The organism is Streptomyces sp. A0642 (assembly GCF_004795105.1).
Lineage (GTDB): Bacteria > Actinomycetota > Actinomycetes > Streptomycetales > Streptomycetaceae > Streptomyces.
The window spans coordinates 65,358-78,484 of sequence record NZ_SSBL01000022.1 but is presented as its reverse complement, the minus strand read 5'-3'; the positions used below and the strand labels follow the sequence as shown (position 1 = coordinate 78,484).

Annotated in this window: 11 protein-coding genes; 8 read left to right on the top strand and 3 right to left on the bottom strand. The window is 70.1% G+C overall.

The genetic code is table 11. From position 1 onward, the window contains the following. Positions 1–48: 48 nt before the first annotated feature. Complete coding sequence (locus E6R60_RS28565) at positions 49–618, bottom strand: NADAR family protein (protein ID WP_136329616.1); 570 nt, start codon at positions 616–618, stop codon at positions 49–51. Positions 619–832: 214 nt separating this feature from the next. On the opposite strand from E6R60_RS28565, the gene E6R60_RS28560 reads away from it, so the two are divergent. From E6R60_RS28560 to E6R60_RS28525, 8 genes are all read left to right on the top strand, one after another. After that, entirely contained in the window at positions 833–2,347 is a 1,515-nt protein-coding gene (locus tag E6R60_RS28560) for a gamma-aminobutyraldehyde dehydrogenase (protein WP_136329577.1), read from the top strand. 44 nt (positions 2,348–2,391) lie between these two features. Further along, complete coding sequence (locus E6R60_RS28555; RefSeq protein ID WP_136329576.1) at positions 2,392–3,642, top strand: spermidine/putrescine ABC transporter substrate-binding protein; 1,251 nt, start codon at positions 2,392–2,394, stop codon at positions 3,640–3,642. A 63-nt stretch (positions 3,643–3,705) separates the two neighbouring features. Next, complete coding sequence (locus E6R60_RS28550) at positions 3,706–4,854, top strand: ABC transporter ATP-binding protein (RefSeq protein WP_136329575.1); 1,149 nt, start codon at positions 3,706–3,708, stop codon at positions 4,852–4,854. Next, positions 4,851–5,777 carry an ABC transporter permease gene (locus E6R60_RS28545; protein WP_136329574.1) on the top strand — a complete coding sequence of 309 codons (927 nt, stop codon included), beginning with the start codon at positions 4,851–4,853 and terminating at the stop codon, positions 5,775–5,777. The genes E6R60_RS28550 and E6R60_RS28545 overlap by 4 nt, the downstream gene beginning before the upstream one ends. Continuing rightward, positions 5,777–6,577, top strand: a complete 801-nt coding sequence (locus tag E6R60_RS28540; RefSeq protein ID WP_136329573.1) for an ABC transporter permease — start codon at positions 5,777–5,779, stop codon at positions 6,575–6,577. Before E6R60_RS28545 ends, E6R60_RS28540 begins: the two co-directional genes overlap by 1 nt. Before the next feature lie 23 nt (positions 6,578–6,600). Then, positions 6,601–8,016, top strand: a complete 1,416-nt coding sequence (locus E6R60_RS28535) for an FAD-dependent oxidoreductase (protein ID WP_136329572.1) — start codon at positions 6,601–6,603, stop codon at positions 8,014–8,016. A gap of 124 nt (positions 8,017–8,140) precedes the next feature. Next, a complete protein-coding gene (locus E6R60_RS28530; RefSeq protein ID WP_136329571.1) occupies positions 8,141–8,590 on the top strand; it encodes a hypothetical protein in 450 nt (149 codons plus the stop codon). A gap of 268 nt (positions 8,591–8,858) precedes the next feature. Further along, entirely contained in the window at positions 8,859–10,682 is a 1,824-nt protein-coding gene (locus tag E6R60_RS28525; protein ID WP_136329570.1) for a glycoside hydrolase family 18 protein, read from the top strand. Here E6R60_RS28525 and E6R60_RS28520 read toward each other — a convergent pair. Then, a complete protein-coding gene (locus E6R60_RS28520) occupies positions 10,667–11,251 on the bottom strand; it encodes a phosphatase PAP2 family protein (protein WP_346766092.1) in 585 nt (194 codons plus the stop codon). The two genes, E6R60_RS28525 and E6R60_RS28520, sit on opposite strands and share 16 nt — an antisense overlap. Before the next feature lie 372 nt (positions 11,252–11,623). Continuing rightward, entirely contained in the window at positions 11,624–12,964 is a 1,341-nt protein-coding gene (gabT, locus tag E6R60_RS28515; protein ID WP_136329568.1) for a 4-aminobutyrate--2-oxoglutarate transaminase, read from the bottom strand. Positions 12,965–13,127 lie beyond the last annotated feature (163 nt).

Sequence of the window (13,127 nt, the reverse complement as noted above, 5' to 3'; positions counted from 1 at the left end):
GCCGGGCCCGCGGGCCGTGGGGCGCACCCCACGGCCCGCGGGCCCGTTTCATATACCGTCCGCCCCGTCCCTCAGCACGGCCCGCGCCTCCATGAGCGCGAACCCCAGCAGATTCAGGCCACGCCATGCCGCCGGGTCCTGCGCACGCGGATCGTCCGCCGCCAGTCCGATGCCCCAGATCCGGTCCATCGGGCTCGCCTCGACCAGCACGCGGTCGCCCGTCCCCAGCAGGAAGCCGCCCAGCTCGGGGTTCTGAGCGAACTTGTGGACGCTGCCCGCCACCACCAGCCCGTACCGCTCGCGCTCCCAGACGGTGTCGTCGAAACCGCGGACGAGCCGGCCCACCTTCTTCGCGGCGGCCGGACTCTTCGCCGCCACGGCCTGCTCCTCGGCCTCCGCGCCCCCGAACAGCCTCGCCTTGCCGGCCATCATCCAGTGCTCGGCCGACGCGTACGTCACCCCGTCCGCCGTGAACGGCGACGGCCACCACTGGCTGAGACAGCTCGCGCCGATCCGGCCGTCCGGGCGCGGCCGGTGCCCCCAGAACAGCAGGTACTTCACCGTGTCGCCCCGGCCCGCCCGCGATACGAGCGCGCTGACGTCCCGGACATCCCCCATGTGTTCCATGGCACCCGAGTCTGGCATCCGCCACTGACACTCCGTACCGGTAATTCCGCATCGACGCGACACATGGTCGACAGATTCCGTCGCGTAACCAAAAGGCAACAACGGAATCACTTGTTGGGCTCCGCCTCCTCTGTCAGGATCGGCACTCAAATCCAGCAGGAGCTACGCCGCCCTCCCTCTCGGGGCAGCGGCGGAGGAGAGCGTGATGGGCAACAGCTTCCAGGTCCAGGACCGTTTCGCGGACGGCGCGCAGTACATCGGCGGAGGACTGCGGCCCGGCACTTCGGGACGCACCCACGACGTGGTGAATCCGGCCACCGGCGACACCGTCCACACCTACGAGCTGGCCGGCACCGCCGACGTGGACGCGGCGGTCGCCGCCGCCCGCGAGGCGTTCCCCGGCTGGTCCGGAGCCACCCCTGCCGAGCGGTCCGAGGCCATGCACCGCTTCGCCGCCGTCCTCGCCGAGCAGGCGGACGACTTCGCGTACGCGGAGTCCCTCCAGTGCGGCAAGCCGGTCAAGCTCTCCACCGGGTTCGACGTCCCGGGCACCGTCGACAACACCTCCTTCTTTGCCGGCGCGGCCCGGCACCTGGAGGGCAAGTCCGCCGCCGAGTACGACGGCGACCACACCTCGTACGTACGCCGTGAGGCGATCGGGGTCATCGGTTCCATCGCCCCCTGGAACTATCCGCTCCAGATGGCGGCCTGGAAAATCCTCCCGGCCATCGCCGCCGGGAACACCATCGTGCTCAAGCCCGCCGAGATCACCCCGCTGACCTCCCTGATGTTCGCCCAGGCGGCCACCGAGGCCGGCATCCCGGACGGTGTGATCAACATCGTCACCGGCGCCGGCCAGGACGCCGGCGAGCACCTCGTCGGACACCCGGACGTCGTGATGACCTCGTTCACCGGTTCCACCGCGGTAGGCAAGCGGGTCGCGGAGATCGCCACCTCCACCGTCAAGCGCCTCCACCTCGAACTCGGCGGCAAGGCCCCGTTCGTGGTCTTCGACGACGCCGATCTGGAGGCCGCGGTCCACGGAGCCGTCGCCGCGTCCCTCATCAACACCGGCCAGGACTGCACCGCCGCCACCCGGGCCTATGTCCAGCGCCCGCTCCACGACGCCTTCGTCCAGGGCGTCGCCGCCCTGATGGAGACCGTCCGGCTCGGCGACCCGTTCGACCCGAAGACCGACCTGGGCCCGCTGATCAGCCACGCCCAGCGCGACCGGGTCGCCGGGTTCGTCGAGCGCGCCCGCGCCTACGCCACCGTCGTCACCGGCGGCGAGGCCCCCGGCGGCGCACTGGCGGACGGCGCCTACTACCGGCCGACCCTGGTCACCGGGGCCGCACAGGATAGCGAGATCGTCCAGTCCGAGATCTTCGGCCCGGTCCTCGTCGTGCTGCCCTTCGACACCGACGACGAGGGCATCGCCCTGGCCAACGACACCCCCTACGGACTCGCCGCCTCCGCCTGGACCCGCGACCTCTACCGCGCGGGCCGCGCCACCCGCGAGATCAAGGCCGGCTGCGTGTGGATCAACGACCACATTCCGATCATCAGCGAGATGCCGCACGGCGGATACAAGGCCAGCGGCTTCGGAAAGGACATGTCGTCGTACTCCTTCGAGGAGTACACGCAGGTCAAGCACGTCATGTACGACAACACCGCGGTGGCCCGGAAGGACTGGCACCGCACGATCTTCGGGGACCGATAACCCTGCCGGTCCGGCCGGCACACCCACCCGAAAGGGCAACGCGTATGGAGCAGTACGAGCCCGAGCGTCTCTCGGCGGCCCAGCTGGCCGCGATGCGCCGGAGTCTGACCAACGGCAGGGGAGCCCTCACCCGCCGATCGCTGCTGCGCGCCTCAGGCATGGGCGCGCTCGCGATCGGCGGACTGGGGACGCTGAGCGCGTGCGGCATCCCGCCCGCCCAGCGTGAGGGCGACGCGGCGGCGGCCTCGGACGACCACTCGGCCAAGGAGAAGCAGATCAACTTCTCCAACTGGACCGAGTACATGGACGTCAGCGAGGACGAGAAGCACCGGCCCACCCTGGAAGCGTTCACCGAACGCACCGGGATCAAGGTGAAGTACACCGAGGACATCAACGACAACGTCGAGTTCTTCGGGAAGATCAAACCGCAGCTCGCGGCCGGCCAGGACACCGGACGCGACCTGATCATCGTCACCGACTGGCTGGCCGCCCGCATCATCCGGCTCGGCTGGGCCCAGAAGCTGGACCCGGCGCACCTGCCGCACGCCTTCGCCAACCTCTCGCCCCAGTTCCGCACCCCCGACTGGGACCCGGGCCGCGCCTACTCCTATCCGTGGACGGGCATCCCGACCGTCATCGCGTACAACTCGAAGGCGACCGGCGGCCGCAAGGTCGACTCCGTGACGCAGCTGCTCGACGACCCCACGCTCAAGGGCCGGGTCGGCTTCCTCTCCGAGATGCGCGACTCCGTCGGCATGACGCTGCTCGACATGGGCAAGGACCCGGGGAAGTTCACCGACGCCGACTACGACGCGGCGATCGGCCGGCTCCAGAAGGGCGTCGACAAGAACCAGATACGCCGCTTCACCGGCAACGACTACACCGCCGACCTCGACAAGGGCGACATCGCCGCCTGCGTCGCCTGGGCGGGCGACATCATCCAGCTCCAGGCCGGAAACCCGCACATCAAGTTCGCCATCCCGGCCGCCGGATACATCACCTCCAGCGACAACATGCTGGTCCCGGCCAAGGCCCGGCACAAGACCAACGCCGAGAAGCTCATGGACTACTACTACGAGCCCCCGGTCGCCGCCCAGCTCGCCGCGTACATCAACTACGTCTGCCCGGTCGAGGGGGTCCGCGACGAGCTCGCCAGGATCGACGAGGCGATGGCCGCCAACACGCTGATCCTCCCCGACAAGGCCATGGCCGCGAAGTCGCACGCCTTCCGCTCCCTCACCGCCGAGGAAGAGACGGCTTACGAGGAGAAGTTCGCCAAGCTCATCGGCGCCTGACGCCACGCACCGCCTCCTCCGACCTCCCCCGATCTTCCCCTGACACCACTGGGACTGCGATCCATGACACAGCAGCAGACAGGCGGCGACGTCCGCCTCACCGGGATCAGCAAGACGTACGGCTCCTTCGCGGCCGTCCAACCGCTCGATCTGACCGTCCCGCAGGGATCCTTCTTCGCGCTGCTCGGCGCGTCCGGCTGCGGCAAGACCACCACCCTGCGGATGATCGCGGGCCTGGAGGAGGCCACCACCGGCACGATCGCGCTCGGGGGCCGGGACATCACCGACCTCCCCCCGTACAAGCGGCCCGTCAACACCGTCTTCCAGAGCTACGCGCTGTTCCCGCACCTCGACATCACGGAGAACATCGCCTTCGGGCTCCGCCGCCGCGGCATCAAGTCGGTCAAGAAGCAGGTCGACGACATGCTGGACCTCGTCCAGCTCGGCGACTTCGCCAAGCGCAAGCCCCACCAGCTCTCAGGCGGCCAGCAACAGCGCGTCGCGGTCGCCCGCGCCCTGATCAACCACCCGCAGGTGCTGCTGCTCGACGAACCGCTCGGCGCCCTCGACCTCAAGCTGCGCCGCCAGATGCAGCTCGAGCTCAAGCGCATCCAGACCGAGGTCGGCATCACGTTCATCCATGTCACCCACGACCAGGAAGAGGCCATGACGATGGCCGACACCGTCGCGGTGATGAACGCGGGCCGGGTCGAGCAGCTCGGCGACCCCGCCGACCTGTACGAGAACCCGCGGACCACCTTCGTCGCCAACTTCCTCGGGACCTCCAACCTCATCGAGGGCGAAGTCGTCTCCACCGGCACGGACATCGTCGTGGCGGCCGGCGGCGGCAAGCTGCGGCTGCCCACGGACCGCTGTCAGGCGCCGGCCGTCAACGGCGGCAGGGTGCTGCTCGGCATCCGCCCCGAGAAGATCTCGCTCGCGCACCGCGACGAGGCGGACGCGATAGCGGAGGGCCGCAACCGGGTCACCGGCCGGATCGTCGACTCCAGCTTCATCGGGGTCTCCACGCAGTACGTGGTGGAGAGCCCGGCCGGCACCTCCCTCCAGGTCTACGAGCAGAACGTCGAGAGGCGCGCGGGGCTCACCCACGGAGCCGAGGTCGTCCTGCACTGGAATCCGGCGCACACCTTCGGCCTCGACGCCGCCCAGGACATCGACGCCGGTGTGGAGACGGTGGAGGACGCCGCGTGACACTCACCGAGGAGGCGCCCCCGGCCTCCGTCACCGCCCCGGAAGCGCGCAAGCCCGCCACCCGCAAGCGCCTCGTCCCGTACTGGCTGCTGCTGCCGGGCATCCTGTGGCTCATCGTCTTCTTCGCGCTGCCGATGGTCTACCAGGCCTCGACCTCCGTGCAGACGGGATCCCTGGAGAAGGGCTTCGAGGTCACCTGGCACTTCCAGACCTACTGGGACGCGCTGACCGACTACTACCCGCAGTTCATCCGGTCCCTGCTCTACGCGGGCACCGCGACGCTCCTGTGCCTGCTCCTCGGCTACCCGCTCGCCTACCTCATCGCGTTCAAGGCCGGCCGCTGGCGCAACCTGGTCCTGGTGCTGGTCATCGCCCCGTTCTTCACCAGCTTCCTGATCCGTACGCTCGCCTGGAAGACGATCCTCGCGGACGGCGGCGCGGTCGTCGACGTACTGAACACGCTGCACGTCCTGGACGTCACCAGCTGGCTCGGCTGGACCGAGGACAACCGGGTGCTGGCCACGCCGATGGCCGTGGTCTGCGGTCTCACGTACAACTTCCTGCCGTTCATGATCCTTCCGCTCTACACCTCGCTGGAGCGGATCGACGGCCGGCTGCACGAGGCCGCGGGGGACCTGTACGCCACCCCCGCCACGACCTTCCGCAAGGTGACGTTCCCGCTGTCCATGCCGGGCGTCGTCTCCGGGACGCTGCTGACCTTCATCCCGGCGAGCGGCGACTACGTCAACGCGGAACTCCTCGGCTCCACCGACACCAAGATGGTCGGCAGCGTCATCCAGACCCAGTTCCTGCGCGTCCTCGACTATCCGACGGCGGCCGCGCTCTCGTTCATCCTCATGGCGGTCGTCCTGATCATGGTCACCGTCTACATTCGCCGCTCCGGGACGGAGGACCTGGTCTGATGCCCGTACTGCGCCGGCTGCGACGCCATCTGGTCGTCATCGCGGGTCTGCTGACCCTCGCCTACATGATCCTTCCGAACATCGTCGTGATGGTGTTCTCCTTCAACAAGCCCAACGGGCGCTTCAACTACTCCTGGCAGCGCTTCTCGCTGGAGGCGTGGAAGGACCCCTGCGGAGTCGCCGACATGTGCGGCTCCCTGTCGCTCTCCCTGCAGATCGCCGTCTGGGCCACCATCGGTGCGACCGTGCTCGGCACGATGATCGCGTTCGCCCTGGTCCGCTACCGGTTCCGGGCGCGCGGCGCGATCAACTCCCTGATCTTCCTGCCGATGGCGATGCCCGAGGTCGTCATGGCGGCCTCGCTGCTCACCCTGTTCCTGAACATGGGCGCGCAGCTCGGCTTCTGGACGATCCTCATCGCGCACATCATGTTCTGCCTCAGCTTCGTCGTGACGGCCGTCAAGGCGCGCGTCATGTCGATGGACCCGAGGCTGGAGGAGGCGGCCCGCGATCTGTACGCGGGACCCGTGCAGACCTTCGTGCGGGTGACCCTGCCGATCGCCGCACCCGGAATCGCCGCGGGAGCGCTGCTCGCCTTCGCGCTCTCCTTCGACGATTTCATCATCACCAATTTCAACGCGGGCTCGACCGTCACCTTCCCCATGTTCGTCTGGGGCTCGGCGCAGCGCGGCACGCCCGTACAGATCAACGTCATCGGAACGGCGATGTTCATCATCGCGGTGCTGGTGGTTCTCGCCGGCCAGCTGATCGCGAACCGGCGCAAAAACGCACGACCCTGAAAGCCCCGAAGGAGTTGGAAACCATGGCCCCAGCTGCCATGCGTACTGCTGCACGATCACTCTCCGACGCCAAGCCGGTGTCGTTCTGGCTGGACGACCCGGGCAGGCCCGAGGCGCTTCCCGCGCTCACCGGCGACGAGCATTGCGATCTCCTCGTCGTCGGCGGCGGCTACAGCGGGCTGTGGACCGCGCTGCTCGCCAAGGAGCGCGAACCGGAACGTGACGTCGTACTGATCGAGGGGCACGAGACGGGCTGGGCCGCCTCGGGCCGCAACGGCGGGTTCTGTGCGGCCTCCCTCACCCACGGCCTGCCCAACGGGCTGGAGCGGTGGCCGGCCGAGATCGCGAAGCTGGAGGAGCTGGGCGCCAGCAACCTCGACGCCATCGAGGCGGCGGTGGCCCGGTACTCCATCGAATGCGAGTTCGAGCGGACCGGCGAGATCGATGTCGCCACCCAGCCCCACCAGCTCGAAGAGCTGCGGGAGTGGCACCAGGAGGCCGAGCGGCACGGCTTCGGCGGGGCCGAGTTCCTCGACCGCGACGCGCTGCGGGCCGAAGTCGACTCACCGACCTTCCTGGGCGGTCTCTGGGACCGGAGCGGGGTCGCGATGCTCCATCCGGCCAAGCTCGTCTGGGGTCTGAAGCAGGCCTGCCTGGACCTCGGCGTGCGGATCTACGAGCACACCCGCGGGCTGGAGATGGCCCGGACCGGAACGGGAATGGCGGTCCGCACCCCGTACGGAAAGGTCCTCGCCCGCCGGGTCGCCCTGGGCACGAACATCTTCCCCTCGCTCGTCAGGCGGGTCCGTCCCTACACTGTTCCGGTCTACGACTACGCGCTGATGACCGAGCCGCTGACCGAGGACCAGCTCGCCGCGATCGGCTGGAAGAACCGGCAGGGACTGGGGGACAGCGCCAATCAGTTCCACTACTTCCGGCTTTCCGCGGACAACCGCATTCTGTGGGGCGGATACGACGCCGTCTATCCGTACGGTGGCCGGCTCAGTGCCGGACTCGACCAGCGGCCCGAGACGTTCCTGAAACTCGCCGGACAGTTCTTCGAGTGTTTCCCGCAATTGACGGGTCTGCGTTTCAGTCATGCCTGGGGGGGTGCGATCGACACCTGTTCCCGCTTTTCCGCGTTCTTCGGTACGGCCCACCAGGGCCGGGTCGCCTATGCCGCCGGATTCACCGGACTCGGGGTGGGGGCCACCCGGTTCGGCGCGGACGTCATGCTCGACCTCCTGTCGGGCGAGCGGTCCGAACGGACCGCCCTGGAGATGGTGCGGACCAAGCCGATGCCGTTCCCGCCGGAGCCCTTCGCCTGGGCCGGGATCGAGCTGACGAAGCGGTCACTGGCCCGCGCCGACAGCAACGGCGGCCACCGCAACCTGTGGCTGCGGACGATGGACCGCCTGGGGCTCGGGTTCGACAGCTGACAGAGGTGTGACCCAGCTCACCGACGAGGGGTGGCCGAACCCGCGTAAGGGATCGGCTCCACCTCGCTCTCCCTCGTGAACGCGCCGGCGGCCGGATGCCGGCGCACAACGGACGGAGGCGGCCATGACGGGCTCGGGGGTCAAGGCGGCGGTCGAGTGGCTCGCGGCGGCGGCACCGGATCCCGGCGCCTGCCGGCGGGAGTGGGAGCGCGATCCGCGGGGGATCGCGCTCCTGCCCGCAGGGCGGCGCTGGGACGTGCTGATCCTTCCGGGGCGGCTGGGCTATCCGACGCTGGACGTGCTCACCCGTCTCATCGACAGGCCGGGGCCGGTCCTCTCCGACTTCGGCGACGCCCGCATGGGCTTCTTCGTGCCGCCGGGCACGGTCGCCCGCTGGGTGGGGACGGGGGTGCGGGGCGCGGGCCGCGGCACCTGGATCGTCGTCCCCCACCCGGGACGGGCCGCCTTCGGCGGGGTGCGCTGGCTGATCCCGCCGGACGGGTCCGGCACGCTGACCGACGCCACGCTGCTGGAGCTGGCGATGCATGAAGCCGCGGCGGCCGGGCGGGACTGAGCCGGCGGCCGGGCGGGACCGGGGTGTCCTCAGGGCCTCTCGATGCCGGGTTCGCGGGGCCGGCACGCACGTCTGCGGCGTTGTCACCGCCGGCCGCCCGGGGTCCGCGGCGGCTCCCTGCTCCGCCTCGCCGGCGCGTGCGACGGATGCTGCTCACTCGTCCGGCCTGCTCCGAACGGAAGACGGCGGGTGCCAGAGGTCTTGACAACCTGATTGGTCTGGACCATGTTGTGCGCCACGTTCAATTCCCCCCTGCACGGAGGCCGTTGTGGAACGCACGGGACCCCCCACCCGCATGACCGGACTTCTGGCCGCCTTCTCGGCCGCCCTGCTGGCCGTCGGCGGCCTGGCCGCCACGGCGCCGGGCGCCCGTGCGGCCGATGCCGAACTGGCGCGCAACGGCACCTTCGAGGCCGGTCTGACCGGCTGGAGCTGTACCGGCGGCAGCGGAGCCGTCGTCGGCTCGCCCGTACACGGCGGCACCTCGGCGCTGAAGGCGACGCCGGCCGGCAGCGACAACGCCAAGTGCTCCCAGAGCGTGACGGTCAAGCCGGACTCCACCTACACGCTGAGCGCCTGGGTGCAGGGCAGTTACGTCTATCTGGGCGCGGAAGGCACCGGCACGACGGACGCCTCCACCTGGACGCAGTCCGCCGGAGCCTGGCAGAAGCTCACCACCACCTTCAAGACCGGTGCGTCGACCACCTCGGTCAAGGTCTACACGCACGGCTGGTACGGCACCCCCGCCTACTACGCCGACGACCTCAGCCTCGTCGGCCCCGGCGGCGACCCCGTTTCGCTCCCGGCGGTCCCCGCGGGTCTCAGGGCCGGCACACCCACCTCGTCCTCGGTCCCGCTCTCCTGGACCGCCGCCGCGGGAGCCACCGGCTACAACGTCTACCAGGGCGGCACCAAGGTCCTCTCGGCCACCGGCACCTCGGCGACCGTGACGGGCCTGGCCGCCTCGACCGCCTACAGCTTCCAGGTCACCGCCACCAACGAGGCGGGCGAGTCCGCGAAGTCGGCCGCCGTCTCCGCCACCACCACGGCGGGCGGCGGGGGCGGCGGCTCCGGCCTGCCGGCCCACGCGCTCGTCGGCTATCTGCACTCCAGCTTCGCCAACGGCTCCGGCTACACCCGGATGGCGGACGTGCCGGACTCCTGGGACGTCATCGACCTGGCCTTCGGCGAGCCGACCTCCGTCACCTCCGGCGACATCCGCTTCTCGCTCTGCCCGGTCACCGAATGCCCGAACGTCGAGTCCGTGGCCGAGTTCAAGGCGGCCATCAAGGCCAAGCAGGCCGCCGGGAAGAAGGTGCTGATCTCCATCGGCGGCCAGAACGGCCAGGTGCAGCTCGCCACCACCGCCGCCCGGGACACCTTCGTCTCCTCGGTCAGCAAGATCATCGACGAGTACGGCCTGGACGGGCTGGACATCGACTTCGAGGGCCACTCGCTGTCGCTGAACACCGGTGACACCGACTTCCGCAGCCCCACCACGCCCGTCGTCGTCAACCTGATCTCCGCGGTGAAGACCCTCAAGGCCAAGTACGGCGCGAAGTTCGTCCTGACGATGGCCCCCGAGACCTTCTTCGTGCAGCTCGGCTACCAGTACTACGGCTCCGGGCCGTGGGGCGGCCAGGACCCGCGCGCCGGGGCCTACCTCCCGGTGATCCACGCGCTGCGCGACGACCTCACCCTGCTGCACGTCCAGGACTACAACTCGGGCTCCATCATGGGTCTGGACAACCAGTACCACTCCATGGGCGGCGCCGACTTCCACATCGCGATGACGGACATGCTGCTGACCGGCTTCCCGGTCGCGGGCGACCAGACCAAGGTCTTCCCCGGTCTGCGCCCCGACCAGGTCGCGATCGGCCTGCCGGCCTCCACCCAGGCGGGCAACGGACACACCTCGCCGGCCGAGGTCGACAAGGCGCTGAACTGCCTGACGAAGAAGACCGACTGCGGCTCGTACGCCACGCACGGCACCTGGTCCGGGCTGCGCGGCCTGATGACCTGGTCCATCAACTGGGACCGCTTCAACAACGGGGAGTTCTCGAAGAACTTCGACGCCTACTTCGGCGGCTGAGCAGCCCCGAAGCCCCGAGCGACGCGGCGGCCGAGCACCCGCAGCGCCACGAGCGGCACTCCGCACAGGCACCAGCCGGCGGTCACGTCGAGCGGCCAGTGGTAGCCGCGCAGCACCAGACCGATGCCCGTCGCCACCGTCAGCAGGACGGCGGCGACGGGCATCATCCATGCGCGCCGCACGTACGGGGAGAGCAGGAAGGCCGCGGCACCGTACGCGACCGCGGCGGTCGCCGCGTGGCCGGACGGGTAGTAGCCCACGGCGTCGGTCAGCGGCCCCGGACGGGCGATCCACTCCTTGAGCGGTACGACCAGCAGGGGCACCGCGGCCATGGCCAGGGCGGCGAGCAGAGGAGCCCTGCGCTCCCCGCGCACCAGGGCCCAGACGATCGCGCAGCCCAGGGCGGGCAGCGCGACCTGCATGTTGCCGAGATCGGCCAGGAATTCGGTGAGCCCCGCGGGGCCGCCTCCGGCGAGGGCCCGGCCGGCGCGCTCGTCCAGGCGGCGCAGCGGCCCGTCGGCCGCGATCTGCCAGGTGGTGAGGGCGAACACGGCCGACAGGCCGGACACCAGCGAGACGAAAAGGGCCGTCCGGCCCGGGACAGGGGGGGTTGTTCCGGGCCGGACGGTGGGATCGGGTCGCCGCGCGCCCCGGGGGGTGTGGGGCGGGCGGCCATCCGATCGGTGAGGAGTTCCGGAGCCGGAGGCCCCAGTGGCGTGCGCGAAGGCACAACCAGGACGGCGCTGGGGAAGCTCCGGCCCGGCGTCGCCCGCAGTCCCCTGCGGGCGGGGTGTTTCTCTCATCTGCGGAAACCGTACGTCAGGCGATGGGTGACCGACAGCGGGAACGGTATCCCGCCATCGCCCCCGCACACGTTCTTCACAGACCCTCACGCGGGCGGGGACATCCCCGGAGGAAACGCCCGGGGGCGGGCCGGTGGATCAGACTCCGGCGAACGCCTGCTCGAGGACGTCGAGGCCCTCGTTCAGCAGGTCCTCACCGATCACCAGCGGCGGCAGGAAGCGCAGGACGTTCCCGTACGTGCCGCAGGTGAGGACGAGGACGCCCTCGGCGTGGCAGGCCTTCGCGAGCCGCGCGGCAGCCTCCGGGTTCGGGTCCTTCGTGCCGGACTTCACGAGCTCGATCGCGATCATCGCCCCGCGGCCGCGGATGTCGCCGATCAGGTCGCCGTTCGGCAGCTTCGACTGCATCTCGGCGAGCCGGCCCTTCATGACCTCCTCGATGCGCTTGGCCTTGCCGTTCAGGTCCAGCTCGCGCATCGTCTCGATGGAGCCGAGCGCGCCCGCGCAGGCGACCGGGTTCCCGCCGTACGTGCCGCCGAGGCCGCCGGCGTGCGCCGCGTCCATGATCTCGGCGCGGCCGGTCACGGCCGACAGCGGAAGGCCGCCGGCGATGCCCTTGGCGGTCGTGATCAGGTCCGGGACGATGCCCTCGTCCTCGCAGGCGAACCACTGGCCGGTGCGGCAGAAGCCGGACTGGATCTCGTCGGCGACGAAGACGATGCCGTTGTCCTTGGCGAACTGCGCGATCGCCGGCAGGAAGCCCTTGGCCGGCTCGATGAAGCCGCCCTCGCCGAGGACCGGCTCGATGATGATCGCGGCGACGTTCTCCGCGCCGATCTGCTTGGTGATCTCGTCGATGGCCTGCGCGGAGGCCTCCGCACCGGCGTTCTCGGCACCGGTCGGCCAGCGGTAGCCGTACGCCACCGGCACGCGGTAGACCTCGGGCGCGAAGGGGCCGAAGCCCTGCTTGTACGGCATGTTCTTCGCCGTCAGCGCCATGGTGAGGTTGGTCCGGCCGTGGTAGCCGTGGTCGAAGACGACGACCGCGGTGCGCTTGGTGTAGGCACGGGCGATCTTCACCGCGTTCTCGACGGCCTCGGCGCCCGAGTTGAACAGGGCGGACTTCTTCGCGTGGTCGCCCGGGGTGAGCTCGGCGAGCTGCTCGCAGACCTCGACGTACCCCTCGTACGGCGTGACCATGAAACAGGTGTGGGTGAAGTCCGCGAGCTGGGCGGAGGCGCGGCGCACGACGGCCTCGGCGGAGGCGCCGACGGACGTCACGGCGATGCCGGAACCGAAGTCGATCAGACGGTTCCCGTCCACGTCCTCGATGATCCCGCCGCCCGCACGGGCCGTGAAGACCGGCAGGGTGGAGCCCACACCTGCGGCGACCGCCGCGAGGCGGCGGGCCTGCAGCTCCGCGGACTTCGGGCCGGGAATGGCGGTGACGACGCGGCGCTCCTGCGGAATTGCGGTCATGCGGGGCTCCTGGGGGGTGTTTCGGACGCTTCTGTTTCTGCAGGCTAGGGGCGGGGAGGGGGGTCCGGCATGCTCCGAACGGGAGTGGTGGAGCGCGTGTCCTTGTCCGCGACGGACAGAAGGCGGGACGGAGGGCCCGGGAGGCCGTGCCGGGCGGCGGGGA